This is a genomic window from Bradyrhizobium sp. HKCCYLRH3073, from assembly GCF_051167995.1.
In the GTDB taxonomy this organism is placed as follows: Bacteria; Pseudomonadota; Alphaproteobacteria; order Rhizobiales; family Xanthobacteraceae; genus Bradyrhizobium.
The window spans coordinates 494,982-519,138 of the sequence record NZ_JBNPUD010000002.1 but is presented as its reverse complement, the minus strand read 5'-3'; the positions used below and the strand labels follow the sequence as shown (position 1 = coordinate 519,138).

Genomic DNA, 24,157 nt, shown 5'->3' with positions numbered 1-24,157 from the left:
CGGCCGGATGAGGCTTTTTTGCGTCTGTCATTGCAGCAGACGCATCGAGCAACGAAGAACGCTGCGACGCAGATCAGTCCCGGCGCTCAGGCCGACGGCTTCAGACCGCCCTTGGCTTCGATGAAGCCGATGATCCGGTCAAGCCCCTGGCTCTTCTTCAGATTGGTCATGACGAAGGGCCGTGCGCCGCGCATGCGCTTGGCATCCGTCTCCATCTTCTCCAGAGAAGCGCCCACATGGGGTGCCAAGTCAATCTTGTTGATCACCAGAAGGTCGGAGCGGGTGATACCCGGTCCGCCCTTCGACGGGATCTTGTCGCCCGCCGCGACGTCGATGACGTAGATCGTGATATCGGCGAGTTCCGGAGAGAACGTTGCCGCGAGGTTGTCGCCGCCCGACTCGATCAACACCAAGTCGAGTCCGGGAAACTTGGCCCGCATGTCGGCCACTGCGGCGAGGTTCATGGAAGCGTCCTCGCGGATCGCAGTGTGCGGGCAGCCGCCGGTCTCCACGCCGGCGATACGATCCGGGGTGAGCGATCCCGAGCGAACGAGAAACTCCGCGTCCCATTTGGTGTAGATGTCGTTGGTGATCGCGGCGATGTCGTAGCGCTCCCGCATCGATTTGCACAGGAGATCCATCAGCGCAGTCTTGCCGGACCCGACCGGGCCACCGACGCCAACGCGGAGCGGACCGTGAGACGATGCCATGTCATTTACCCTTCTGTCGTGCGCGCGACCGCGCGGGGCCGTGATCGGAGCAGCCGTTGCCCCGCTTCATCACGACCGAAACAGCCTTGTGTATTGCGTCTCGTGATGAAGGCTTGCGAGATCGGCGCGAAATGTTGCGCCGCCGATGTCGTCGAGCGAGGCGAGCAGAGCGCGGTCCGCCGTCGCGGCAACGACAGGTTCCAACGCGGCAAGCACGCGCTGGCTGTCGGTCTGCCCCAACGGTACGAGACGACTGCCGGCGGAAATCCAGTTCGACGTCAGGGCGTGCAGGAAGCCGTGCAGCAGGGGTCCCAGAGGAACGCCGTGAACAACGCCGACCAGCCCCACGGCGACCGGATAGACGATGCTCGCACATCGTGCCACCGCCTCGTCGAGGCCTGCGCAGTTCCAGGCGGACCGCGCGATCTCGATGAAGGCACGGCCCTGCGCCGTGGTTTCGAGCTGACGCTCGCGCGACGGTACGAAAGCGGCGGCAAGCTCGGCCACCTCGCGGAGGCTTGCCATATCGTCGAGCTCAACCGCGCGATACGCGTGCGCGAGGAAAGCCGCGTCGCAGAAGCCGGAACCGTTCGTCAGCATCGTCGCGAGCCAGCCGCGCAGCGCCGCCGCATCGCCGATGTCGCCCGCCTCGACCGCCCATTCGATGCCGCTCGAATAGGAGAATCCGCCAATCGGAAACGCCGGCGACAGCCATGTCAGCAGCCGATACAGCGCAGCCGGATCCGCGGCGCTGATCGCAGCCGGCCGAGCCCCCTCCTCACTTGTGCTCATGAGCATGGGAATGACCGTGATCGTGATGGTCATGGCCGCAGTGCTCGTCATGCACGTGATGATCATGTGCATGGCCGTGGTCGTGATGCGCGTGATCGTGCCCGGCATGATCGTGATGATGATCGTGGCCGTGGTGATCATGATCATCATGGCCATGCGCATGGCTGGGCTCGGCGTAAGCACCGCCCTCCGGATCGAACGGCGCCTCGATCTCGATCACGCGCGCGCCGAGGCCCTTGACCATGGCCTCGATCACGTGGTCGCGGCGAATGCGCAGGCTCTTGGGCATGAGCTGCGTCGGCAGGTGCCGGTTGCCGAGATGCCAGGCGAGCCGCACCAGATGATGCGGATCGGAAGCCCGGATCTCGAGCAGCGGCTCGGCCGCCGCCACGACCTCGATCAGCCGGCCGTCCTCCAGCACCAGGGCATCGCCACCGCGCAAGGCGGTGGCGTGCTCGAGGTCCAACAGAAACTCCAGCCCACGCGTTCCGGTCATCACCAGCCGCCGCCGGTGCCGGTCATCGAAATCGAGCAGGACGGAATCGGCGGCGGCCTCTTTCCAACGATGCTGCCCGAGCACGCGTGTCGCGCGGATCATGCTGAAACTCTCATTCTCTTATTCCGCTCACTCTTATTCCGCTCAGCGGACATCGACCTTCTCAGGCGTAATGATCTCGATCTTCGGCGGGGCCGCCATGCATTTGACCGCGACGCGCCCGAACGTCTTCATGTGCTCGGTCGCGCGGTGCGGCACCAAGGCCTCGGCGTTCTCCCACTGCTCGACGAAGACCATCCTGCTCGGGTCGGTGACGCTCTCATGCAAATCATAAGCGATATTGCCGGGTTCTTTGCGGGTCCCCGCAATGCAGGCAGTCGCTGCGGCAATGAATTCCGCACGGGTTTCGGGCTTGATGGTCAAGGTGGCAACGACATAGATCACGCAGCAATCCTCCCGGTACGTTTCTGGTTCTGGGTACCGGGCGGAGCTTAGAACATGAAGTAGCGCTGCGCCATGGGCAGCACCTCGGCCGGCTCGCAGGTCAGGAGCTCGCCATCGGCGCGGACCTCATAGGTCTCCGGATCGACCTCGATCTTCGGCGTCGCGTCGTTGTGGATCATGCTCTTCTTCGAGATCCTGCCGCGGGTGTTCTGCACGGCGTAGAGCTTCTTGGACAGGCCGAGCTTGCGCGCGAGCCCGCCGGTGACGGCAGCCTTCGAAGTGAAGATCACCGAGGAGGCCGTCAGCGACTTGCCGAACGCGCCGAACATCGGCTGGTAATGCACCGGCTGCGGCGTCGGGATCGAGGCGTTGGGATCGCCCATCGGAGCTGCGACGATGGTGCCGCCCTTGATGACGCAGTCGGGCTTGACGCCGAAGAAGGCGGGCGACCACAGCACGAGATCGGCGAGCTTGCCCTTCTCGACCGAGCCGATCAGCTTCGACACGCCATGCGCAATCGCCGGGTTGATCGTGTACTTGGCGATGTAGCGCTTGACGCGAAAATTGTCGTTGTCCTGGCCCTTGTCCTGCGGCAGCGCGCCGCGCTGCTTCTTCATCTTGTCGGCGGTCTGCCATGTGCGGATGATGACCTCGCCGAGCCGGCCCATCGCCTGAGAATCCGATGACATCATCGAGAGCGCGCCGAGATCGTGCAGGATGTCCTCGGCCGCGATCGTCTCCTTGCGGATGCGGCTTTCGGCAAAGGCGAGATCCTCGGCGATCGACGGATCGAGATGGTGACACACCATCAGCATGTCCAGATGCTCATCGATCGTGTTGCGCGTGAACGGCCGCGTCGGATTGGTCGACGACGGCAGCACGTTCTTCAGGCCCGCAACCTTGATGATATCAGGCGCGTGGCCACCGCCGGCGCCTTCGGTGTGGAAGGCGTGGATCGTGCGGCCCTTGAAGGCCTTGATCGTGTCCTCGACGAAGCCGGATTCGTTGAGCGTGTCCGAGTGCAGCATCACCTGGACGTCGTAGTCGTCAGCCACTGACAAGCAATTGTCGATCGCCGCCGGCGTCGTGCCCCAATCCTCGTGCAGCTTGAGCGCGCAGGCGCCGGCCTTGATCATCTCGACCAGCGCGGCCGGGCGCGAGGCGCTGCCCTTGCCGGAAATGCCGAGGTTCACCGGAAAGGCGTCGAACGACTGCATCATCCGGCCGATGTGCCATGGGCCGGGCGTGCAGGTCGTCGCGAAGGTGCCGTGCGACGGACCGGTGCCGCCGCCGAGCAGCGAGGTGACGCCACTCATCAGCGCATGCTCGATCTGCTGCGGGCAGATGAAGTGGATGTGGCTGTCGAAGCCGCCGGCGGTGAGGATCTTGCCCTCGCCCGCGATCACGTCGGTGCCCGGGCCGATCACGATGGTCACGCCGGGCTGGATGTCGGGATTGCCGGCCTTGCCGATCGCCGAGATCATGCCGTCCTTGATCGCGACGTCGGCCTTGACGACGCCCCAGTGGTCCACGATGAGCGCATTGGTGATGACGGTGTCGGCGGCGCCCTGCTTGTTGGTCGCCTGCGACTGGCCCATGCCGTCGCGGATGACCTTGCCGCCGCCGAACTTCACCTCCTCGCCATAGACGGTGAAGTCCTTCTCGACCTCGATGATCAGGTCCGTGTCGGCGAGCCGGACCTTGTCGCCGGTCGTGGGACCGAACATGTCGGCGTAGACGGAACGCTTGATCTTGACGGACATCGTTGGCCCCCAATTAGCTCTGCTTGTCTTGTTCTCGCAACGCCGACGGTCCGCTCACAGCGTCCCCCGCGCGTTCGCAACGGTCTCGTCGAACAGCGCGTCCAGCGCCACATTCACACCGCGGCAGCCTGCGACGACCTGCTCGGCCCAGCCAAGATACTCCATCAGTTCGAGCTGCTGCTCGAGATCCGGCTCGAACACAATGCGGGCGCGGATGTTGCTGATCTTGTCGGCGATCTTGATCTGCTTGGCGCCATCAGACTTGCCGGGAGCCGCGATGACCTGGACCGCGCGCCGCTCGCTCTTCGGCAGGGTCATGTCGTCGGTGACCTCCTCGACCAGCCCGGCGACGCGCGAGCCGAAACGCTGCATCAGCTCGTCGTGGCTGGTGTCGGTGTCCTCGATGCTGTCGTGGAGCCAGCCGGCCGCGACGAGCTCGGCGTCCTCGCCGTTGCAGGCGACCGCGAGGATGTTGGCGACCTCAGCGAGATGATTGATGTACGGCTCCTCGTCGCGGCCCTTGCGCTGCTGGCCGGCATGACGGCGCGCCGCCAGCTCGGCCGCTTCGGAGACGAGGCGCAATCCGGTCAGCATCGTCTACAGCTTGCCCATCACGTCGCCGCGGAAGCCGTAGACCGTGCGCTTGCCGCCGAGCGCGACCAGTTGCACCTCGCGGGTCTGGCCGGGCTCGAAGCGCACCGCCGTGCCGGCTGCGATGTCGAGGCGCATGCCCCTGGCCTTCTTGCGGTCGAACTTCAGCGCCGGATTGGTCTCGAAGAAATGGTAGTGCGAGCCGACCTGGATCGGCCGGTCGCCGGTGTTGGCGACCGACAGAGTCACGGTCTTGCGGCCGGCATTGAGCTCGATCTCGCCGTCCTGGATGAAAAATTCGCCGGGGATCATGTGTTACCTCGCCTATGTCAACTGCGTCATAACCGGGCTTGACCCGGCCATCCACGTCTCACCGTTTGGAGCAAGGCGCATGGATGCCCGGGTCAAGCCCGGGCATGACGACCGAAAGAGTCGGGCTCGCCTCACCGGATCGGCTCGTGCACCGTGACCAGCTTGGTGCCGTCCGGAAACGTCGCCTCGACCTGGATGTCGTGGATCATCTCGGGGATGCCCGGCATCACCTGATCGCGGGTCAGGACCTGGGCGCCGGCCTGCATCAGCTCGGCCACGGTGCGGCCGTCACGCGCGCCTTCCAGAATGAAGTCGGAGATGATCGCGACCGCTTCGGGATGGTTCAGCTTGACGCCGCGCTCGAGCCTGCGGCGGGCCACGATGGCGGCCATCGAGATCAGGAGCTTGTCCTTTTCGCGGGGAGACAGGTTCATGCGGACTCTCTGGTGATCGTCTTCTAATGATCGTCAGTTGGTAAACGTCTAGTTGAGCCACAGCCGCGGCAGCGGTCCGGCCGATGCGCAGCCGAGCACCGCCATCATGTCGGCGCGCAGGCTCGCGGCATCTTGGGCACAGAAGCGCGCCATTGCAAATCCATTCCAGGCGGACAGTCCGGCCTCGCCCCGAAACGCCGGCAGGCTCTCCCTGATGCGCTCCACCAGCGCGGCGTCGCCGGGCACGATCAGCGCAGTCCCGATGGCCGCGGCGCCCTTGGCGATCGCGGGCTGCGCCAGCTTGTCGCCGATGTCGCCGTCGAGGCGGACCGTCTCGGCGAACACCAGCTTGCCGCCGCGCTTGAGCCGCCAGCGATCGACGAACTCGCCCTCGCGCATGCGCTCGCCCATGGCCGTGCGGCCGAACACGACGATCTCGCACAACAATAGCGAGGCGGTGTCGGCGAGGTCGACGTCGATGCGGCGATGAATGCGGGCGCGGTCGAACAGGATGGTCTCCTGCGGCAGCCACGAGATGTGCGCGCCGGCATGAGCCGTCAGCGCGATATCGAGCTCGGCTGGCTTGCCCGGCGCGCGATAGACCTTCTCGGCCGCGGCGCTCGACAGCGTGACTCGGCTGCCTTCGCCGGCCGCGACCTCGATCCCGAAATGGTCGCCGCCGGCGATTCCGCCCGCGGTGTTGACGAACATCGCCGACAGACCGTCGTCCTCGGGCGAGGGAAAGCGGACGCGCAGCGAGCCGGATTCATGCAGGTGATGGCGCCGCGTCACGCCGTCCTGCAGCCGCACGTCGAAGCGCACCGCGCCGCGGGCGCGGTTGGCCTCGAAGATGTCGGCAGCGGCGTTGGCGGGATCGGCCCGCATCGATCCCCTCCCCTGGGACCAGACGCGGGCGAGACCGCGTCGAGAAGCTACGTGATGATCACAGCGCCATCTGGCGGCTGATCTCGGCCTGGTCGAGATTGGCGCGGGTGCAGGTGAACTTCACCGCGCCGCGATCCATGACGGCGAAGTTGTCGCCGAGTTCGCAGGCAAAGTCGAGATATTGCTCGACCAGGACGATGGCGATGTTGCCGAGATTGCGGAGGTACGAAATCGCCCGGCCGATGTCCTTGATGATCGACGGCTGGATGCCCTCGGTCGGCTCGTCGAGAAGCAGGAGTTTTGGCCGCATCACCATCGCCCGGCCGATCGCAAGCTGCTGCTGCTGGCCGCCGGAAAGGTCGCCGCCGCGGCGGCCGAGCATCGATTCCAGCACCGGAAACAGTGAGAACACGTCGTCCGGGATGCTGCGATCGGCGCGCTTGAGCGGTCCGAAGCCGGTCTTGAGATTCTCCTCGACCGTCAGCAGCGGGAAGATCTCGCGGCCCTGCGGCACGAAGCCGATGCCCTTGCGCGCCCGCTCATACGGCTTCAGGTGGGTGATATCGGCGCCATCGAAGGTGATGCTGCCCGATGCCAGCGGATACTGCCCGACCAGCGCCCGCAGCAGCGACGTCTTGCCGACACCGTTACGGCCGAGCACGCAGGTGACCTTGCCGGGCTCCGCCGCGATCGAGACGCCGCGCAGCGCCTGGGCGGCGCCGTAATAGAGGTTGATGTCCTTGACGTCCAACATCGCCTAGCGTCCCAGATACACTTCGATCACCCGATCGTTCGACGACACCTGATCGATGGTGCCCTCGGCCAGCACCGTGCCTTCGTGCAGGCAAGTGACCTTGACGCCGAGCTCGCGAACGAAAGTCATGTCATGCTCGACGACCATGACGGTATGATCCTTGTTGATCTCTTTGAGCAGCTCAGCCGTCTGATGCGTCTCGACGTCGGTCATGCCGGCGACCGGCTCGTCGACCAGCAGCAGCTTCGGGTCCTGTGCCAGGAGCATGCCGATCTCCAGCCACTGCTTCTGGCCGTGCGAGAGGCTGCCGGCGAGCTTGCGTCGGGCATCCTTGAGCCGCACCGTCTCGAGCACCCGGTCGATCTGCTCGGCCTCGCCCCTCGAGCCGCGCCAGAACAGCGTGCCCTTGACGCTGTGGTCGACATTGAGCGCAAGCAGCAGATTGTCCTCGACCGACTGGCTCTCGAACACCGTCGGTTTCTGGAACTTGCGGCCGATGCCGAGCTCGGCGATCCGCGTTTCGTCGAGCCGGGTCAGGTCGGTCTTGCCGTCGAACAGCACCGTGCCCTCGTCGGGCTTGGTCTTGCCGGTGATGATGTCCATCATCGTGGTCTTGCCGGCACCGTTCGGGCCGATGATGGCGCGCATCTCGCCGGGCTCGAGCGTCAGCGAAAGATTGTTGATGGCGTGGAAGCCGTCGAACGAGACGTGCACGCCGTCGAGATAGAGTAGCGACGACGTCGCGCGGGTGTCCATCACGTTCATGCGCTCACTCCGCCATCTTGGGTTCGGTGACGCCGTCCTCGCGGGCGGCGCTCTCGGCGTTCAGCCTCCTGCTGCCGAGCTGATCCCACCAGGAATTGAAGGTGCCGATAATGCCTTTGGGCAACAGCAGAGTGACGAGCACGAACAATGCGCCGAGCATGAACAGCCAGTAGGGCGCCAGCACGCCCGAAGTGAAGAAGGTCTTGGCGTAGTTCACGACGACGGCGCCAAGCGCAGCCCCGACCAGCGTGCCGCGGCCGCCGACCGCGACCCAGATCACGGCCTCGATCGAATTGCCGGGCGCGAACTCGGAGGGGTTGATGATGCCGACCTGCGGGACGTAGAGCGCGCCGGCGACGCCGGCCATGCAGGCCGACAGCGTGAACACGAACAGCTTGTAGGACTCGACGCGGTAGCCGAGGAAGCGCGTCCGCGACTCGGCGTCGCGGATCGCTATCAGCACCTTGCCGAGCTTCGATGACACGACCGCCCGGCAGATCAGGAACGCCAGAATGAGCGCAAGGCAGCTCAGCGCGAACAGCGCGGCGCGGGTGCCTTCCGCCTGGACGTTGAAGCCGAGAATGTCCTTGAAGTCGGTCAGGCCGTTGTTGCCGCCGAAGCCGAAATCATTGCGGAAGAAGGCGAGCAGCAGCGCGTAGGTCATCGCCTGGGTGATGATCGACAGATACACGCCGGTGACGCGCGAGCGGAAGGCGAGCCAGCCGAAGCAGAAGGCGAGCAGGCCGGGCACCACGAGCACCATCAAAGCTGCAAACCAGAACATGTCGAAGCCGTGCCAGTACCAGGGCAGCTTGGAATAGTTCAGGAACACCATGAAGTCCGGCAGGATCGGGTTGCCATAGACGCCCCGGGTGCCGATCTGGCGCATCAGATACATGCCCATCGCGTAGCCGCCGAGCGCGAAGAACGCGCCATGGCCAAGCGAGAGAATGCCGCAATAGCCCCAGATCAGGTCGATCGAGAGCGCCAGGATCGCGTAGCAGACATATTTGCCCCACAGCGCGACCAGATAGGTCGGCACCTGCAAGGCCGAGCCGGCCGGCAGCAGCAGGTTGGACAGCGGGATCAGCACGCCGCAGGCGGCGACCACGAGCACGAAGATGGTTGCGGCGCGATCGAGCGACCGGGTGAGGACGTGCGGCATCATGCTTCCACCGCCCGGCCCTTGAGCGCGAACAAGCCGCGCGGGCGCTTCTGAATGAACAGGATGATCAGCACCAGGATCGCGATCTTGCCGAGCACGGCGCCGGCGACCGGCTCCAGGAACTTGTTGGCGATGCCCAGCGTGAAGGCGCCGACCAGCGTGCCCCAGAGATTGCCGACGCCGCCGAACACCACGACCATGAAGGAATCGATGATGTAGCTCTGGCCGAGGTTCGGGCTGACATTGTCGATCTGCGACAGCGCCACGCCGGCGATGCCGGCAATGCCTGAGCCGAGCCCGAAGGTGAGCGCATCGACCCGCGAGGTCGCGATGCCCATCGAGGCCGCCATGCGCCGGTTCTGTGTCACCGCGCGCATCTCCAGACCAAGCGCAGTGTAGCGCAGCATCGCCAGCAGGATGGCGAACACGGCCATCGTGAAGCAGAGGATCCAGAGCCGGTTGTAGGTGATGGTGATCTGGCCGAGCTCGAACGCACCGCTCATCCAGGAGGGATTGCCGACCTCGCGGTTGGTCGGACCGAACGCCGTGCGCACCGCCTGCTGCAGGATCAGCGACAGGCCCCAAGTCGCGAGCAAGGTTTCCAACGGACGCCCGTAGAGGAAGCGAATGATGGTGCGCTCGATCAGCACGCCGATCGCGCCGGCGACCAGGAAGGCGAGCGGGACGGCAATCAGCAGCGAATAGTCGAACAGCGCCGGGTACCGCGTGCGGATGACCTCCTGCACGACAAAGGTGGTGTAGGCGCCGAGCATCACCATCTCGCCATGGGCCATGTTGATGACGCCCATCACCCCGAAGGTGATGGCGAGGCCGATGGCGGCGAGCAGCAGCACCGAGCCGAGCGACAGGCCGTACCAGGCGTTCTGCACGCCGGACCAGATTGCGAGCGAACTCTGGATCGATGAGATCGCGCTGGCAGCAGCCTTGGTGACAGTGGCCGGCTGGTCGCCGCCGCTGATCTCGGTCAGCAGCGCAAGCGCCTCCTGGTCGCCGCGCGACCTGATGGTGGCGACCGCTTCAAGCTTGTCCACCTCGCTCGCGTCGGACTTGAACAGGAGGATGGCAGCCCGCGCCTCGGTCAACGCCTGCTTGACCGCGCGATTGGTTTCCTTGGCGAGCGCCGATTCCACCGTCGGCAGCGTCGCCTCCTCATGCGACTTGAACACCGATTTGGCGGCGGTCAGGCGTGTGTTGGTATCCGGCGACAACAGCGTCAGGCCACCCAGCGCAGCATCCACGCTGCGCCGGAGCCGGTTGTTGAGGCTGACCGCCGCGGCATTGTCCGGAAGCTTGTCGACGGCAGCGCCGGTCGCGGCATCGATGATCTTGCCGTCGGTCTGCTTGACATAGACCTTCTTCGTTTCGGCATCGAACATCAGCCGCTCGTCCTGGAGCGCGCTGATGATCGGAAAAGCCAGCGGGTTGCCCGACACCGCGATCTCGCCGACGGCCTCGTCCGTGTCCGAGAAATCATCGTTCGCGAGCTTCGCGACCGACTCTTCGAAACTGGCTGCGAAGGCGGGAACGGAAACGGCGATCAGGGCGAGCAAAACAAGCAGACGGCGAATGATCGCCAGAAAAACAGCAGGCACTGGACAACCCCGGCAGGAGTTCAGGAGGTCAAGAGAAGGCGGCAACATCGCCGCCTTCTCCTGTCGTCATGGTCGCGTCAGGTCGGGATCACGAGCCCGAGCCCAGGCACTTGTTGGTCTTGACGTTGAAGTTGCCGCACTTCTTGCCGACCCAATCGCCGATCAGGTCCTTCGAGCCCTCGAGCTCCTTCGACCAGGCGTCGCCCGGGACGAGATCCTTGGTCTTGTAGACGACGCTGAACTGGCCATCGCCCTTGATCTCGCCGATGAACACCGGCTTGGTGATGTGGTGGTTCGGCAGCATCTTCGACACGCCGCCGGTCAGGTTCGGCGCCTCGATGCCCGGGAGCGCGTCGATGACCTTGTCCGGATCGGTCGACTTCGCCTTCTCGACCGCCTTCACCCACATGTTGAAGCCGATATAGTGGGCCTCCATCGGGTCGTTGGTCACGCGCTTCGGGTTCTTGGTGTAGGCCTGCCACTCCTTGATGAACTTCTCGTTCGCCGGGGTCTTGATCGACTCGAAATAGTTCCAGGCAGCGAGATGGCCGACCAACGGCTTGGTGTCGATGCCGGCGAGCTCTTCCTCACCCACCGAGAACGCGACCACCGGGATGTCCTTGGCCTTGATGCCCTGGTTGCCGAGCTCCTTGTAGAACGGAACGTTGGCGTCGCCGTTGATGGTCGAGACCACGGCGGTCTTCTTGCCGGCCGAGCCGAACTTCTTGATGTCGGCCACGATCGTCTGCCAGTCGGAGTGACCGAACGGCGTGTAGTTGATCATGATGTCGTCCTGAGCCACGCCCTTCGACTTCAGGTAGGCTTCCAGGATCTTGTTGGTGGTGCGCGGATAGACGTAGTCGGTGCCGGCCAGCACCCAGCGCTTCACCTTCTCTTCCTTCATCAGGTAGTCGACCGCCGGGATCGCCTGCTGGTTCGGCGCCGCACCGGTGTAGAACACGTTGCGCTCGCTCTCCTCGCCCTCGTACTGGACCGGGTAGAACAGGATGCTGTTGAGCTCCTTGAACACCGGCAGCACCGACTTGCGCGACACCGAGGTCCAGCAGCCGAACACGACCGCGACCTTGTCCTTGGTGATCAGCTCGCGCGCCTTCTCGGCGAACAGCGGCCAGTTCGAAGCGGGGTCGACGACGACGGCCTCGAGCTTCTTGCCGAGCACGCCGCCCTTCTTGTTCTGTTCGTCGATCAGGAACAAGATCGTATCCTTCAGCGTGGTCTCGCTGATGGCCATGGTGCCGGACAGAGAATGCAGAACGCCAATCTTGATGGTGTCGTCAGCGGCCTTGGCCGGGCCAAAGCCGGCTGCGCCGAGCGCCAGGCCGGCAGCAGCAGCCAGCCAGCGACGGCGGCTGAACGGCGCCGTTAATTCCTGAGTGAGTCGAGTAAGCATGAGGTAATATCTCCCTGACGCAGACGTGCTTCGCAGCCAAGGCGGCCGGCGGTCTGCGGCGGAAGAATCGCAAGAAGTGTGCCATGCCGTGCACATCTGGTAAGGCATTGACACAGAAGTGGAACTTCGCGCTCTCGTGGCGCGAGGTCGCAGCCTTCTGCTATCGAATTGAGCAAGCTCGATGATTAATCAGATAGCACGTAGCGCAGGATTTGTGCACTTTGTTTTGAATGGCTAAATTTAAAGCAGCCGGGCACCACCCGGAAAGCCGATCCGTTGCGCAGCGGCCTTGCATGTGCCGTCCACCTGTTCCATATATCTGGTAGATCGAGGCGAATCGGCCGGATCTTTGCAAGCCGCGTGTTCTTTAGCTCGACCCGAGCTTCTGGCTTTGCATTCTCACCCATCCAATCTAGGCGCTCCAAACACGCGGGTGTCTCTCAACCACCCACCCGCGTCCGGCTGCCTGCCGACACGGGCCTTATCCTCTTATGGAAAGCCCAATCTTTTGACATCCTTCCAGGATTTTAACCTCGCCGACGCGCTGACGCGCGCGCTGAAGGAAGAGAACTACACCACCCCCACCCCGATCCAGGCCCAGACCATCCCGCTCGCGCTCGAAGGCCGCGACGTGATCGGCATCGCCCAGACGGGAACCGGCAAGACGGCCTCGTTTGCGCTGCCGATCCTGCACCGCCTGCTGCAGAACCGGATCAAGCCGCAGCCGAAGACGGCACGCGTGCTGGTGCTGAGCCCGACCCGCGAATTGTCGGGTCAGATCCTCGACAGCTTCAACACCTACGGCCGGCACATCCGCCTGAGCTCGGCGCTCGCGATCGGCGGCGTGCCGATGGGACGCCAGGTCCGCGCTGTGATGCCCGGCCTCGAAGTGCTGGTTGCCACCCCTGGCCGGCTGCTCGATCTGGTCCAGAGCAACGCTTTGAAGCTGACCCATGTCGAGTTCCTTGTGCTCGACGAAGCCGACCGCATGCTCGACATGGGCTTCATCAACGACATCCGGAAGATCGTGGCCAAGCTGCCGATCAAGCGCCAGACGCTATTCTTCTCGGCCACCATGCCTAAGGACATCGCCGAGCTCGCGGACGCCATGCTGCGCGACCCCGCGCGGGTCGCGGTGACCCCCGTCTCCTCGACGGTCGAGCGCATTGCCCAGCGCGTGATCCACGTCGACCACTCGGCCAAGCCGAACCTTCTGGCTCAGTTGCTCAAGCAGGAGCCAGTCAACCGCGCGCTGGTGTTCACCCGGACCAAGCACGGCGCCGACAAGGTCGTGAAGAGCCTGGAAAAGGCCGGCATCCCGTCCCAGGCGATCCACGGCAACAAGTCGCAAAATCACCGCGAGCGCACTCTGGCCGCCTTCCGCTCCGGCGAGATCCGCACCCTCGTCGCGACCGACATCGCGGCGCGCGGCATCGACGTCGACGGCGTCAGCCATGTCGTCAATTTCGACCTGCCGAACGTGCCCGAAACCTACGTCCACCGGATCGGCCGCACGGCGCGCGCCGGTGCCGAGGGCGTTGCGATTTCGCTCGTGGCGGGATCGGACGAGCTGTCCTATCTTCGCGACATCGAACGGCTGATCAAGATCTCGCTGCCGCGCGACGATCGCCGCACGCCCGGCCTCCGCGAAGCTGCAGCACCGGCCAAACCGCCTCAGCGCGGTGGCCGTCCTGGCATGCAGAACGCGCGGACCAACGAGGGTGGCACCGCTGCAAAAGGCCCTCGCCGTCGCCGTCGTTCCAATGCTAAGATGGCGCCTCTGCCAGGCAATCGTCAGGAGCCCCAGCGGCCGTCGCAAGGCGGCGGCAAGGCCGGGTCGATTCAAGGCGTTGCTTTCCTGCATCGCGAGGGCAGACCCAAAAACCACGCTCACAACCGCAACCAACGGCCAAACTAGACGTCTATCGATCTGGAGAAAGACATGGCTAAGGAAGAGCTGATCCAGTTCGAAGGGCTGGTCACCGAAATCCTTCCCGATGCACGCTATCGGGTACAACTCGACGCGGGGCACGAGATCGTTGCCTACACCGCCGGCAAGATGAAAAAGAATCGCATCAAGACGCTCGCGGGAGACCGCGTGACCGTCGAGATGTCGCCCTACGACCTCGAAAAGGGCCGGCTGATCTTCCGCCACAAGGACGAGCGTCCCAGCTCGCCCGGCGGTCCTCCGCGTGGCGCAGCGCAGCGCGGCGGCCAGTTCCGTCGGCGCTAGGGGGATTGGGCGGAGCAATGTTCCGCCCGGCCCGGCGGATTGATCAAGCCTTGCGCAATCAGCGACAATTCAGCGCGTCGGCATCGAGCCGGCGCGTCAAAAAATCATGCACTCTCGCGCAGCTCAGGATTGTTTTGCGCGGGCATTTCCAATAATATATCCCGCAATCGATTTTCGGCCGGACGAGATTAGCTATTACCGGTACAGCCGGTTCAGACGCTGACGACCCTTCCAAAAATTCGATCTAACCAGCCCAGGAGACTGGGTTACGCATTTGGTATCTGAGAAGGGAACTACCCCCGTGAGCATGGGAACCGTGAAGTGGTTTAACGCAACCAAGGGCTATGGCTTCATTCAGCCGGACGACGGCGGCAACGACGTGTTCGTGCACATCAGCGCCGTCGAGCGCGCTGGTCTCGGCACGCTGCGCGAAGGCCAGAAGATCTCCTACGAGATCGTGGCGGACCGCCGTTCGGGCAAGTCGTCGGCCGACAATCTCCGCGCCGCCAATTGAGCGACGCCAGGGCAATCGCCTACGATTGCCCACCTGGACAACGAAAGGCCGCCTTGTGCGGCCTTTTTTATTTGCCGGCTGTTCGCCGTCGGATTGTGATCGCCCTGGAACGCGGTCTGTTGCCCGCGCGCAAGCGGACCCGGCACCGCGCAGGATTAGTCCGGCGCTCAGCTCAGCAGGAGGTCGCCGGGCTATACATCACACAGGTCGACTGCCGCGGCCGGGTATAGGCGACGTCGCTGAGATTGACGCCCGTCTTGCCCATGACGTAGCCGATCGTCGGAACGTATTGGTAGTTCACTTCGCTGAAAATCAGATAGGTGCCGGACACCAGCAATTCGGCCGGCACGCCGACCGTCATGCCCACGGTCCGCGGCGTCGACCCCTTACTCCACTTCACCGTCGCCTGCATGGTGGTGGGATCGACATAGAGTTCGGTGATCGTCGCATTCACCGGCGTGGTCGAGTACGGATACATGATGCCGGTCGAGGCGGCGAAGAAGTTCGACATGTCGCTGTCGCCGACCGTGGTCGACTGCGACGTCAGATCGGACAGGGTGCGCGCCATCAAAGTGACCTTGCGGTCGACGGCGATGGCCGAGCAGAATTCGACCGTGCCGAAGAACATCACCAGCATCAGCGGCACGATGAATGCGAACTCGGTGGCCGCGACACCGCGACAATCGGCAGCGAAGGCGTCGATGCGACGCCACAGGCGCAGGCGCGAAGACATACCCGGCATTCTTCCCAACGGCATGATGAATTCCTGGTGTCCCTCAGAAGCAGCTCGCGAGGTCCGTGTTATGAATACGGCTCGTTCTTGAATGCGGCCGTACCCACCAGCAGCCGCTTGCTGCCGCTCAGGTTGGCGATGTTGTAGCCGAGGCCGGTCACGAAGATCGGCCACTGATAGAACAGCCTGACGACGACAATGTCTCCGGCGGCGCCCGGACTGTAGGTCATGTTGTTGACGAAGTTGCCGCTGTTGTCGATCTGGTTGCTGATCGAGACGCTCCCGAACGAGGAGTAGCTCTTCACGTCGATATAGATCTTGTTGCAGTCGAACAGCGCGGGAACCTGGGTGCAGACGTAGCTCGCGAATTGCGACTGCGTATAGGAGCCCTGTTGCGCCTGTCCGGTCAGGATCATGCGCGCCGAGTCCTGCGTGATGGTCTCGAGCACCTGGCCGGCAAAGAACATCAGCGCCGTTTCGATGATCGCGAACAGCAGCGCAAAGAAGACCGGCGCGACCAGCGCGAATTCGAGCGCGGCCGATGCCCGCCTGTTGCGCCGGAAGCGGCGCAGCAGCCGGCGCATCGAAGCGGTCGAGGAGACGGAGGCTTGCATGGGGTCATCCGGACTGGAAAGGCACATCAACCTGAGTGAAACGAATAGCGGAAACTCCTTGGGAAAGAGTTTCCTACGATACGGACAGTATGGCCCGCCGCATCAACCTCCCGCTAACCATGCTTGGGCAGGGCGATCGCATATGGTGAAAGAGGCTGGGCGCGCAGTCTTTTCGCGACCATCCTTCGAGACGCCCGCCTTCGGCGGGCTCCTCAGGATGAGGGCCTTTCTCCGCCGCAAAGCTGTTGATCCTCATGGTGAGGAGCGTCGCTCTTGCGACGCGTCTCGAACCATGAGGCCATGAAAGGTCCGCCCGGGAAAACTATATGCGATCGCCCTGCATGCTTGGGGGTGGCTCGCAGTCAGCCCTTCGAGGCAGCGCGCCACCTGTCCGACCCGATCATCGAAACCAAACGAATCGGGCTATCGAGCCGCAGCGCCAGCGGCAAGGCTCACCGCATCGTCGGTGCGGACGCGCGTGGAGAGGCGGTCAGACGTCGCCATCGACCCGGCCAGGCATGGCCAAGCCAGCGCTCAGTTGGTCTTCGACGCCGCTGCCGCGTTGCCGCTCGCCGTGCTGGACATCGTTCCAGCCTGGTCGAGCACCGATTTGAAGTAGTTGTCGCCGTCGCCCAAGGTCACCCGGCGCTGGCAGATCGGCATGCAGCTATAGGTCTCACGATCGACGCCGCGATACACCGTGACGAGCTGGTCGGTGGGTCCGGCGACCTGGATCTGGCGATCGATCAGCACCTGTCCGCCGCGATCCATCGCAATGAAGTTGGTGGCACCGTAGCTCTTGCCGGTGACGACGATGATGCCGCCGCTCTGCAAGGTCACATCGGCGATCATCGGATTGCCGACGACGAGGGTCGCGACCCGGTCGGGCAACTTGACCAGCTTGGCCTGGTCGACATTCACGGCGATGGCAGGATCGGGTTCCGCCGAGGCGGCAGCCGGCCACAGCAGCACGGCGGCGACAGCCGCCCGCAATGCGAAGGAAACAGAAGGACGACGCGATACACAGAACGACATACTCAACCCCGGGACCTTGACGAGCCGTCTCAAGCGATACGCAGCGGTGACGGCGCCCGACGCGGCAAATCTGCGCTCAATTGGTGAACGTTCTGCAAACGCCGCCATCTCAGCTCGGGCGGTTGCAGAACACGTCATCTTCGGAACGGAAACGCGAGCTGACCGCCGAACTCACCGGGCATCGTCGCCTCATCCTTGCCGTAGGCCATGGGCAACTGCCCCTCCGGCATCCGGAACGTGCCGAACAGGATGTCCCAGATCGGGAACGTGCCGGCGAAATTGGTGTTGCCGCCCTGCTCCATCGACGTGTGGTGCCAGCGATGGAAGACGGGCGTGGCGAGGACATATTTCAGCGGGCCCAGCGTCCAGTTGAGATTGGCGTGGACGAAGGCCGAATGGAACGTCGTGAACGGTCCAACCCAGATCATGACATTGGGCGAGATGCCGGCCATCAGGAGGATGACGTCGACCGCGATCGTGCCGAGGATCAGGTTGATGGGATGGAAGCGGGCCGCCGAAATCCACTCCAGATCTTCCGAGGAGTGGTGGACCGCGTGGTATTTCCAGAACTCGCCGCCATGGAACAGACGATGCGTCCAGTACAGCATGAAGTCGGAGAGCACGAGAAAGAGCAGCCCCTGCAGCCATTCCGGAAGCTGCGCCAGCGGGCCGTGCCCGTTCTCATAGAAGGCGATCAACTCGTCGGCGTCGCGGATCTTGAAGAGAACGCTGGCGCCGAGCACGAGAAAGCCGATGCGGAGCACCCGCGCGAAAACCGGCACGAAGAACCAGTAGACCACGTCGGTGACGAGCTCGCGCTTCTGCCACCACGGCTTGCCGGGATTGCAGGCCCAGAAGTGGCTGAGCACCGAGAACACCACTGCCAGCACCAAGGTGATCGGCAGCACCTTCTCGATGGTCTGGCCGAGCATCAGCGCGACTTCCCATGGCAGACCGGACATCACATTCCTCATCTCATGAACTGTTCCGAGGGGTACTCCTTGGCGCTTAAGGAGCCGTGAACCTCGTGGCCGGCCGAGCTGGGCTGCCGATCGGTCCAGCACGATCGACGCGGAGCCAAGGGCTCGCCGGCCAGGTCGACGGGACGATATGCCTATGGTGCGGAATGCGGCGCAGGCTCCTGCGCTGGAAACATTGGGCGCGGCAGTGGAAGCTCGCGCTCATCTTTTCAGCGAGATTGGCACGGCGCGTGCCGTGGATCATTTAGAATGATCACGGTCCGCTTCATCCTACGTTTACTCTGCACAATAACAGCCATTTGTCGCCGGGTTTCGGCGACCGAATTAACTACGCCGAAATTCCTGCCCCCTAGGGTGGCCGCATGGTCACGGTGCTGAGAACGCCGCAACGACCAGAGTTTGTTCGACCAGCCACGTGTACATGGAGTTACCTATGAAGAATCTTCTTGCTCGCTTCGTGAAGGATGAATCCGGCGCGACCGCGATCGAATACGGTCTGATCGCCGCCGGCATCTCGCTCGCGATCATTGCCGCGGTGAACGGTCTCGGCTCCAGCCTGAGCTCCAAGTTCGGCGCGATCAACACCTCGCTGAAGTAAGCGGTCGTCACGGCCGAGCAAAGAAGGCCCCGGACATCCGGGGCCTTTATCATTTCCACCTTCAGCTCCGCGGCGTTCAGTGATGCGTAACCACGTTTTGTCCGCAGCCGCGTCCCGGCCCTCGCCCAGCCCGGCAGACGTCGCCTTGCGCTGGATCTGCGGCGGCCTCGGCCTGTCCATCCTCGCTCTGGCGGCCCGCATCGTCAGCGTCTGGTGAGATCGACAACCGGCCGGCCATTCCGGCTGTTTCCCGATCATTTATTTCTTGCATCTAGACTCTGGCGCAGCGGCGCACCCATGCCCCGCGTCGATGCCATTGAGAGCCCATGACCCTCGATCTCGCGCGCCTTCTGCTGTTTCCGGCCCTGATGGCCTTTGCCGCGGCGAGCGACCTGTTCACGATGACCATCTCGAACCGGGTCTCCCTGGCGCTCGTCGCCGGCTTCCTGGTTCTGGCGCCGCTGAGCGGGATGAGCATGGCTGAAATGCTGATGCATCTCGGCGCCGGCGCGACCCTGCTGGTGATTGCTTTCACCTGCTTTGCATTCGGCTGGATCGGCGGCGGTGACGCCAAGGTCGCATCCGCCGCCGCCCTGTGGTTCGGCTTCGCCCACCTGATGAACTATCTGTTGTACGCCTCGATCTTCGGCGGCGTGCTCACCCTCGCTCTCATGCAGTTCCGGCAATGGCCGTTGCCCTACATGCTGGCGGGGCAACCCTGGCTTGCACGCCTGCACGCCAAGGAGAGCGGCGTGCCCTATGGCATCGCGCTCGCCCTGGGCGCTCTGATGGTCTATCCGGAGACCGATTGGGTGAAGGCGATCGACGCTGCGCGTCTTGCATTGCTCTGAACACACCGTGTCAACGCGGTGTTAAGGCGATTTAGATACGCCTCATTAACCATGCTTTGACGAATAACTGCTCAACTCCCATCACGGCGGCGGAAACGTCGCGGCGTCATGTGGAAAGTGAAGCGTATGAATACCGCACGCATTGTGGTTCTGACCATCGCTGTAGGCGCTGGCGGCGTGGCCGCATATCTCGCGAGCGGGTCCGACGACCGGCCGGCTCAAGTCGCCGCGCCCGCGCCGCAGATGCCGACCGTCGACGTTCTCGTCGCCAAGGGCGACATCGCCCTCGGCCAATCCCTCAAGCCCGAAGATCTGCAGTGGCAGAGCTGGCCGGCGGCCACGGCCAGCGCCAGCTTCATCCGCCGCAACGAGCGGCCCGAAGGACAGACGCAGATCACCGGCACGATCGCGCGGGCGCCGTTCATTGCCGGCGAGCCCATCCGCGAACAGAAGCTCGTCAAGGCCGACGGCTCGGGCTTCATGGCCGCGATCCTGCCGGCCGGCATGCGCGCCGTGTCCACCGAGATTTCGCCGGAAACAGGCGCCGGCGGCTTCATCCTGCCGAACGATCGCGTCGACGTGATCCTGTCCAAGCGCGAACGCAATCCGGATCAGCCCAACGCGGGCGACGTCGTCAGCTCCGATATCATCCTGTCGAACATCCGTGTGCTGGCGATCGATCAGGCCCCGAAGGAAAAGGACGGCCAGACCACGGTGGTCGGCAAGACGGTCACGCTGGAGCTGAAGCCGGAACAGGCCGAGACGCTCGCGCGTGCCCGTCAAACCGGAACGCTGTCCCTGGCGCTCCGCAGCATCGCCGACGTCAACGTGGCCGAGCGCCGCACGGACGAGACCAGCCGCAAGCGCAGCGACAGCGTTGCCGTCGTCCGCTTCGGCATCCCCAGCACGATGACGACGCAGAAGTGAGCAAGAGGACCACCAAGATGACCTGCAGCGAAAATCAGCGGAAGATGCGGACCCTGCTGGTCCGCGCGCTGTCGTTTTCGGCCGCCGCTGCGCTGACCCTCAATCCGGCGATCGCGCCGGTGATCGCGGCAGACTATCGCCCGGCGACTGCAGCCGCCGCCGCGGACGGTCAGATCAATGCACGTTTCCTTGCGCTCGGCATCGGCAAGTCCGTCGTCATCGATCTGCCGCGCGATATCAAGGACGTTCTTGTTGCCGATCCGAAGATCGCGAATGCCGTCGTGCGCTCCTCTCAGCGCGCCTACATCATCGGTGCGGCGATCGGTCAGACGAATATCGTCTTCTTCGACGCGCAGGGCCAGCAGATCGCGGCCTACGACATCGCGGTCAAGCGCGACCTGAACGGCGCGCGGGCGGCGCTGAAGCAGTTGCTGCCGAATGCCGATATCCAGATCGAGGGCCTCGCCGACAGCATCGTGCTGACCGGCTCGGCGTCGAGCCAGATCGAAGCCCAGCAGGCCGGCGAACTGGCCGCCCGGCTCGCCGGCGGCGCCGACAAGGTCGTCAACTCGATCACCGTGCGCGGCCGGGACCAGGTCATGCTGAAGGTGACTGTCGCCGAGGTACAGCGCTCGGTCGTCAAGCAGCTCGGCATCGATCTCTCCGGCCAGCTCAACTACGGAACGGCTGTTATCAAATACGCGAACTCCAATCCGTTCACCGCCTACGGCAGCAATCTCGTCTCCAACAACGCCGTGACCGCGTCGTTAGGCGGAGCGACCCCGACGGTGCAGGCGACACTGCGCGCGATGGAGAACGCGGGCGTGATCCGTACGCTCGCGGAACCCAATCTGACCGCCATCTCGGGCGAGTCCGCGACCTTCATCGCCGGTGGCGAGTTTCCGGTTCCCGCCGGTTACTCCTGCGATCCGACGACCCATGTCTGTACGACGCAGATCAGCTTCAAGAAGTTCGGCATCTCGCTCAACTTCACGCCCGTCGTGCTCAGCGAGGGCCGGATCTCGATGCGGGTGATGACCGAGGTCTCCGAGCTCTCAAACGAGAATTCGATCACGCTGTCGCAAGCCGTCAGCGCGTCGACGGTCAACTCGTTGACGGTTCCCTCGATCAAGACCCGCCGCGCCGAGACCACGCTGGAGATTCCTTCCGGCGGCGCCATGGCGATGGCCGGCCTGATCCAGCAGCAGACCAAGCAGGCGATCAGCGGCATGCCGGGCCTGATGCAGCTGCCGGTCCTCGGCGCGCTGTTCCGCAGCCGCGACTACGTCAACAACCAGACCGAGCTGATGGTTCTGGTGACGCCGTTCGTCGTCCGCGCCGTGGCACAGAAGGATCTCTCCCGCCCAGACGACGGCTTTGCGGCCGCCTCCGATCCCCAGGCCGATCTCCTGGGCAGCATCAACCGCATCTACGGCGTACCCGGCCGGGTCGAACCCGGCCGCAACTATCGCGGCACCTATGGCTTCATCACGGACTGAGCCGGGACAAGGACCTGCAACGATGACCACGAAACCCAGCCCCGCTCGACACCGCCGACTGCAACTTGCCGTGGCCCTGGCCGGCGCAGCGGTCCTGCTCGGCGCTTGCAACTTCCGCAGAGATCCGGCCGTCACGGCCAGCATCCCCGACGACTACCGGCTACGCCACCCGATCGCGATCCAGGAGGCCCCGGACTCCCTGGTCGTCTTCGTCGGCCAGGGCCGTGGCGGCCTGACGGCCGAGCAGCGCGCCGACGTGATGGGACTGGCGCAGAGCTGGATTCGCCAAGGCACGGGCGCGATCAGCGCCGACGTGCCGAGCGGCACCCCCAACGCACGGGCGGCCGCCGACTCGATGCGGGAGATCCACTCCCTGCTGGCGGCCGCCGGAGTCCCGCCGCACGGCATCACCGTACGCAACTATCAGCCGAAGGACCCGCGCCAGATGGCCGCGATCCGGCTGAGCTATCCAAAACTGTCGGCCACGGCGGGGCCCTGCGGGCTCTGGCCGGACGACCTCGGGCCGTCGATCAAGAACAAGAACTGGTTCGACAACAAGCCTGACTGGAACTACGGCTGCGCCTACCAGCGCAACATGGCGGCAATGGTCGCAAACCCGTCGGATCTCGTGCAGCCGCGATCCGAAACGCCGTCCTATACCACCCGGCGCACGGCGTTATTCGACAAATATCGCAAGGGACAATCAACCGCGATCACGTATCCAGAGGCCGACAAGGCCAAACTCAGCGACACAGGCAAATGATCAGCTACGCCCGACAGACCCAAGAGGAGCAGCCTGACGTCGTGCCGCCGCCGGCCGACGATCACATCGCGCCCGCGCCGCGCGTGTCCGTGCAGGCGTTCTGTGAGACGGTGGAAACCGCCGCGACGGTTCAGGCCGCCGGTGAGGACCGGCGCCTCGGCAAGGCCCATCTGAAGGTTCAGATGGGTGGCATGGCGGCCGCGATCGAGGCCTACCGGTCTGCCCCGACCCCGAACGTCATCATCCTGGAGACGGATGCACGCACCGACATCCTGGCCGGCCTGGATCAGCTCGCTACGGTTTGCGACCCCGGCACGCGCGTCGTCGTGATCGGCCGCGTCAACGACGTCACGCTGTATCGCGAGCTGGTTCGTCGCGGCGTCAGCGACTATGTGCTGTCGCCAGTGACGCCGATCGACGTCGTCCGCTCGATCTGCAACCTGTTCTCGGCGCCGGAAGCCAAGGCCGTCGGGCGCATCATTGCCGTCGTCGGCGCCAAGGGCGGCGTCGGAGCCTCGACCCTGGCCCATAACATCGCCTGGGCGATCGCGCGCGACCTGGCGATGGACTCCGTGGTGGCAGATCTTGATTTGGCGTTCGGCACCGCCGGCCTCGACTACAACCAGGATCCTGCGCAGGGCATCGCGGACGCCGTGTTCTCACCGGACCGGATCGACATCGCCTTCATGGACCGGCTGTTGTCGAAATGCACCGATCATCTGAGCCTGCTGGCCGCGCCTGCGACGCTCGACCGGGTCTATGATTTCGGCGCTGAGGCATTCGATGCGGTGTTCGACACGCTGCGGGCCTCGATGCCCTGCATCGTGCTCGATGTTCCGCATCAATGGGCAGGCTGGACCAAGCGGGCGCTGATCTCCGCGGACGACATCCTGATCGTCGCGGCGCCGGATCTCGCCTCGCTGCGCAACACCAAGAACATGTTCGATCTCCTCAAGGCCGCCCGGCCGAACGATCGCATGCCGCTCTACTGCTTGAACCAGGTCGGCGTTCCCAAGCGACCCGAGATCAATGCGAGCGAGTTCGCCAAGGCGATCGAAAGCCCACCGATCGCAACGATCCCGTTCGAGCCGCAGATCTTCGGCGCGGCCGCCAACAACGGCCAGATGATTGCGGAAATGTCGCCCAGCCATCGGACGACGGAGATGTTTCTCCAGATCGCGCAGCGGCTCACCGGCCGCAGCGAGACAAAGAAGCCGAAAGGCTCCTTCCTGTCGCCTCTGCTGGACAAGCTGAGGGCGAAGTAAGCACGCGTGG

At 64.2% G+C, this 24,157-nt stretch carries 27 protein-coding genes; 9 read left to right on the top strand and 18 right to left on the bottom strand.

Annotated elements, in window-relative coordinates; genetic code table 11:
- Nucleotides 1–86: 86 nt before the first annotated feature.
- From ureG to urtA, 14 genes are all read right to left on the bottom strand, one after another.
- Nucleotides 87–710, bottom strand: a complete 624-nt coding sequence (gene ureG, locus ACQR1X_RS06265; protein WP_315804711.1) for an urease accessory protein UreG — start codon at nt 708–710, stop codon at nt 87–89.
- Between the two features lie 69 nt (nt 711–779).
- Nucleotides 780–1,502, bottom strand: a complete 723-nt coding sequence (locus ACQR1X_RS06260) for an urease accessory protein UreF (RefSeq protein ID WP_434898605.1) — start codon at nt 1,500–1,502, stop codon at nt 780–782.
- Nucleotides 1,489–2,100 (bottom strand): urease accessory protein UreE, encoded by a 612-nt coding sequence (locus ACQR1X_RS06255; protein WP_315804710.1) that lies wholly within the window; start codon nt 2,098–2,100, stop codon nt 1,489–1,491. The genes ACQR1X_RS06260 and ACQR1X_RS06255 overlap by 14 nt, the downstream gene beginning before the upstream one ends.
- A 42-nt stretch (nt 2,101–2,142) precedes the next feature.
- A complete protein-coding gene (locus tag ACQR1X_RS06250; protein ID WP_172243535.1) occupies nt 2,143–2,442 on the bottom strand; it encodes a putative quinol monooxygenase in 300 nt (99 codons plus the stop codon).
- A gap of 47 nt (nt 2,443–2,489) precedes the next feature.
- On the bottom strand, nt 2,490–4,205 hold the full coding sequence (ureC, locus tag ACQR1X_RS06245) for an urease subunit alpha (protein WP_434898515.1): 1,716 nt from the start codon (nt 4,203–4,205) through the stop codon (nt 2,490–2,492).
- Nucleotides 4,206–4,259: 54 nt separating this feature from the next.
- Entirely contained in the window at nt 4,260–4,799 is a 540-nt protein-coding gene (locus ACQR1X_RS06240) for an HD domain-containing protein (protein WP_315804708.1), read from the bottom strand.
- 3 nt (nt 4,800–4,802) lie between these two features.
- Nucleotides 4,803–5,108, bottom strand: coding sequence for an urease subunit beta (locus ACQR1X_RS06235; protein ID WP_315804707.1), 306 nt, complete (start codon nt 5,106–5,108; stop codon nt 4,803–4,805).
- A 131-nt stretch (nt 5,109–5,239) separates the two neighbouring features.
- Complete coding sequence (locus ACQR1X_RS06230; RefSeq protein ID WP_015669637.1) at nt 5,240–5,542, bottom strand: urease subunit gamma; 303 nt, start codon at nt 5,540–5,542, stop codon at nt 5,240–5,242.
- A gap of 48 nt (nt 5,543–5,590) precedes the next feature.
- Entirely contained in the window at nt 5,591–6,427 is an 837-nt protein-coding gene (locus ACQR1X_RS06225) for an urease accessory protein UreD (protein ID WP_434898514.1), read from the bottom strand.
- A 58-nt stretch (nt 6,428–6,485) separates the two neighbouring features.
- The gene (urtE, locus tag ACQR1X_RS06220; RefSeq protein ID WP_008964718.1) at nt 6,486–7,181 is read right to left on the bottom strand and encodes an urea ABC transporter ATP-binding subunit UrtE; all 696 of its coding nucleotides are present in this window, start codon (nt 7,179–7,181) and stop codon (nt 6,486–6,488) included.
- A 3-nt stretch (nt 7,182–7,184) separates the two neighbouring features.
- The gene (urtD, locus tag ACQR1X_RS06215) at nt 7,185–7,946 is read right to left on the bottom strand and encodes an urea ABC transporter ATP-binding protein UrtD (RefSeq protein WP_315804704.1); all 762 of its coding nucleotides are present in this window, start codon (nt 7,944–7,946) and stop codon (nt 7,185–7,187) included.
- Nucleotides 7,947–7,950: 4 nt separating this feature from the next.
- Nucleotides 7,951–9,114 (bottom strand): urea ABC transporter permease subunit UrtC, encoded by a 1,164-nt coding sequence (gene urtC / locus ACQR1X_RS06210; protein WP_315804703.1) that lies wholly within the window; start codon nt 9,112–9,114, stop codon nt 7,951–7,953.
- Entirely contained in the window at nt 9,111–10,724 is a 1,614-nt protein-coding gene (urtB, locus tag ACQR1X_RS06205; RefSeq protein ID WP_409997975.1) for an urea ABC transporter permease subunit UrtB, read from the bottom strand. Before urtB ends, urtC begins: the two co-directional genes overlap by 4 nt.
- A gap of 88 nt (nt 10,725–10,812) precedes the next feature.
- Nucleotides 10,813–12,135 carry an urea ABC transporter substrate-binding protein gene (gene urtA / locus ACQR1X_RS06200; protein ID WP_315804702.1) on the bottom strand — a complete coding sequence of 441 codons (1,323 nt, stop codon included), beginning with the start codon at nt 12,133–12,135 and terminating at the stop codon, nt 10,813–10,815.
- 508 nt (nt 12,136–12,643) lie between these two features.
- Between urtA and ACQR1X_RS06195 the strand changes: the two genes are divergently transcribed.
- The 3 genes from ACQR1X_RS06195 to ACQR1X_RS06185 all read left to right on the top strand — a co-directional run bounded on the left by ACQR1X_RS06195 (nt 12,644) and on the right by ACQR1X_RS06185 (nt 14,882).
- Nucleotides 12,644–14,053 (top strand): DEAD/DEAH box helicase, encoded by a 1,410-nt coding sequence (locus tag ACQR1X_RS06195; protein WP_316238217.1) that lies wholly within the window; start codon nt 12,644–12,646, stop codon nt 14,051–14,053.
- 24 nt (nt 14,054–14,077) lie between these two features.
- A complete protein-coding gene (gene infA / locus ACQR1X_RS06190; RefSeq protein WP_315804701.1) occupies nt 14,078–14,368 on the top strand; it encodes a translation initiation factor IF-1 in 291 nt (96 codons plus the stop codon).
- Nucleotides 14,369–14,669: 301 nt separating this feature from the next.
- Nucleotides 14,670–14,882: a cold-shock protein gene (locus ACQR1X_RS06185; RefSeq protein WP_006612155.1), complete on the top strand. Its 213-nt coding sequence runs from the start codon at nt 14,670–14,672 to the stop codon at nt 14,880–14,882.
- Between the two features lie 172 nt (nt 14,883–15,054).
- Here the strand turns inward: ACQR1X_RS06185 and ACQR1X_RS06180 are convergent, their stop codons facing one another.
- The 4 genes from ACQR1X_RS06180 to ACQR1X_RS06165 all read right to left on the bottom strand — a co-directional run bounded on the left by ACQR1X_RS06180 (nt 15,055) and on the right by ACQR1X_RS06165 (nt 18,226).
- Nucleotides 15,055–15,615: a TadE/TadG family type IV pilus assembly protein gene (locus ACQR1X_RS06180; RefSeq protein ID WP_315804700.1), complete on the bottom strand. Its 561-nt coding sequence runs from the start codon at nt 15,613–15,615 to the stop codon at nt 15,055–15,057.
- Between the two features lie 68 nt (nt 15,616–15,683).
- Nucleotides 15,684–16,229, bottom strand: coding sequence for a TadE/TadG family type IV pilus assembly protein (locus ACQR1X_RS06175; protein ID WP_315804699.1), 546 nt, complete (start codon nt 16,227–16,229; stop codon nt 15,684–15,686).
- 534 nt (nt 16,230–16,763) lie between these two features.
- Complete coding sequence (locus ACQR1X_RS06170) at nt 16,764–17,264, bottom strand: pilus assembly protein N-terminal domain-containing protein (protein ID WP_315804698.1); 501 nt, start codon at nt 17,262–17,264, stop codon at nt 16,764–16,766.
- Nucleotides 17,265–17,398: 134 nt separating this feature from the next.
- Complete coding sequence (locus ACQR1X_RS06165; protein WP_315804697.1) at nt 17,399–18,226, bottom strand: sterol desaturase family protein; 828 nt, start codon at nt 18,224–18,226, stop codon at nt 17,399–17,401.
- 451 nt (nt 18,227–18,677) lie between these two features.
- On the opposite strand from ACQR1X_RS06165, the gene ACQR1X_RS06160 reads away from it, so the two are divergent.
- From ACQR1X_RS06160 to ACQR1X_RS06135, 6 genes are all read left to right on the top strand, one after another.
- A complete protein-coding gene (locus ACQR1X_RS06160) occupies nt 18,678–18,842 on the top strand; it encodes a Flp family type IVb pilin (protein WP_231317342.1) in 165 nt (54 codons plus the stop codon).
- 326 nt (nt 18,843–19,168) lie between these two features.
- Nucleotides 19,169–19,693 carry an A24 family peptidase gene (locus ACQR1X_RS06155; RefSeq protein WP_434898513.1) on the top strand — a complete coding sequence of 175 codons (525 nt, stop codon included), beginning with the start codon at nt 19,169–19,171 and terminating at the stop codon, nt 19,691–19,693.
- 126 nt (nt 19,694–19,819) lie between these two features.
- Nucleotides 19,820–20,620, top strand: coding sequence for a Flp pilus assembly protein CpaB (gene cpaB / locus ACQR1X_RS06150; protein WP_315713815.1), 801 nt, complete (start codon nt 19,820–19,822; stop codon nt 20,618–20,620).
- A gap of 17 nt (nt 20,621–20,637) precedes the next feature.
- Nucleotides 20,638–22,119 (top strand): type II and III secretion system protein family protein, encoded by a 1,482-nt coding sequence (locus ACQR1X_RS06145; RefSeq protein WP_315804839.1) that lies wholly within the window; start codon nt 20,638–20,640, stop codon nt 22,117–22,119.
- A gap of 22 nt (nt 22,120–22,141) precedes the next feature.
- Nucleotides 22,142–22,882, top strand: coding sequence for a CpaD family pilus assembly protein (locus tag ACQR1X_RS06140; protein ID WP_316177233.1), 741 nt, complete (start codon nt 22,142–22,144; stop codon nt 22,880–22,882).
- Complete coding sequence (locus ACQR1X_RS06135; RefSeq protein WP_315804695.1) at nt 22,879–24,147, top strand: AAA family ATPase; 1,269 nt, start codon at nt 22,879–22,881, stop codon at nt 24,145–24,147. The genes ACQR1X_RS06140 and ACQR1X_RS06135 overlap by 4 nt, the downstream gene beginning before the upstream one ends.
- Nucleotides 24,148–24,157: the final 10 nt, after the last annotated feature.

Excerpts from the sequence above, each read along its gene's own strand:
- ureG (WP_315804711.1), bottom strand. The coding sequence starts at position 710 with ATGGCATCGTCTCACGGTCCGCTCCGCGTTGGCGTCGGTGGCCCGGTC.
- ACQR1X_RS06260 (WP_434898605.1), bottom strand. The coding sequence starts at position 1,502 with ATGAGCACAAGTGAGGAGGGGGCTCGGCCGGCTGCGATCAGCGCCGCG.
- ACQR1X_RS06255 (WP_315804710.1), bottom strand. The coding sequence starts at position 2,100 with ATGATCCGCGCGACACGCGTGCTCGGGCAGCATCGTTGGAAAGAGGCC.
- ureC (WP_434898515.1), bottom strand. The coding sequence starts at position 4,205 with ATGTCCGTCAAGATCAAGCGTTCCGTCTACGCCGACATGTTCGGTCCC.
- ACQR1X_RS06240 (WP_315804708.1), bottom strand. The coding sequence starts at position 4,799 with ATGCTGACCGGATTGCGCCTCGTCTCCGAAGCGGCCGAGCTGGCGGCG.
- ACQR1X_RS06235 (WP_315804707.1), bottom strand. The coding sequence starts at position 5,108 with ATGATCCCCGGCGAATTTTTCATCCAGGACGGCGAGATCGAGCTCAAT.
- ACQR1X_RS06230 (WP_015669637.1), bottom strand. The coding sequence starts at position 5,542 with ATGAACCTGTCTCCCCGCGAAAAGGACAAGCTCCTGATCTCGATGGCC.
- ACQR1X_RS06225 (WP_434898514.1), bottom strand. The coding sequence starts at position 6,427 with ATGCGGGCCGATCCCGCCAACGCCGCTGCCGACATCTTCGAGGCCAAC.
- urtE (WP_008964718.1), bottom strand. The coding sequence starts at position 7,181 with ATGTTGGACGTCAAGGACATCAACCTCTATTACGGCGCCGCCCAGGCG.
- urtD (WP_315804704.1), bottom strand. The coding sequence starts at position 7,946 with ATGAACGTGATGGACACCCGCGCGACGTCGTCGCTACTCTATCTCGAC.
- urtC (WP_315804703.1), bottom strand. The coding sequence starts at position 9,114 with ATGATGCCGCACGTCCTCACCCGGTCGCTCGATCGCGCCGCAACCATC.
- urtA (WP_315804702.1), bottom strand. The coding sequence starts at position 12,135 with ATGCTTACTCGACTCACTCAGGAATTAACGGCGCCGTTCAGCCGCCGT.
- infA (WP_315804701.1), top strand. The coding sequence starts at position 14,078 with ATGGCTAAGGAAGAGCTGATCCAGTTCGAAGGGCTGGTCACCGAAATC.
- ACQR1X_RS06180 (WP_315804700.1), bottom strand. The coding sequence starts at position 15,615 with ATGTCTTCGCGCCTGCGCCTGTGGCGTCGCATCGACGCCTTCGCTGCC.
- ACQR1X_RS06175 (WP_315804699.1), bottom strand. The coding sequence starts at position 16,229 with ATGCAAGCCTCCGTCTCCTCGACCGCTTCGATGCGCCGGCTGCTGCGC.
- ACQR1X_RS06170 (WP_315804698.1), bottom strand. The coding sequence starts at position 17,264 with ATGTCGTTCTGTGTATCGCGTCGTCCTTCTGTTTCCTTCGCATTGCGG.
- ACQR1X_RS06165 (WP_315804697.1), bottom strand. The coding sequence starts at position 18,226 with ATGTCCGGTCTGCCATGGGAAGTCGCGCTGATGCTCGGCCAGACCATC.
- ACQR1X_RS06160 (WP_231317342.1), top strand. The coding sequence starts at position 18,678 with ATGAAGAATCTTCTTGCTCGCTTCGTGAAGGATGAATCCGGCGCGACC.
- ACQR1X_RS06155 (WP_434898513.1), top strand. The coding sequence starts at position 19,169 with ATGACCCTCGATCTCGCGCGCCTTCTGCTGTTTCCGGCCCTGATGGCC.
- cpaB (WP_315713815.1), top strand. The coding sequence starts at position 19,820 with ATGAATACCGCACGCATTGTGGTTCTGACCATCGCTGTAGGCGCTGGC.
- ACQR1X_RS06145 (WP_315804839.1), top strand. The coding sequence starts at position 20,638 with ATGACCTGCAGCGAAAATCAGCGGAAGATGCGGACCCTGCTGGTCCGC.
- ACQR1X_RS06140 (WP_316177233.1), top strand. The coding sequence starts at position 22,142 with ATGACCACGAAACCCAGCCCCGCTCGACACCGCCGACTGCAACTTGCC.
- ACQR1X_RS06135 (WP_315804695.1), top strand. The coding sequence starts at position 22,879 with ATGATCAGCTACGCCCGACAGACCCAAGAGGAGCAGCCTGACGTCGTG.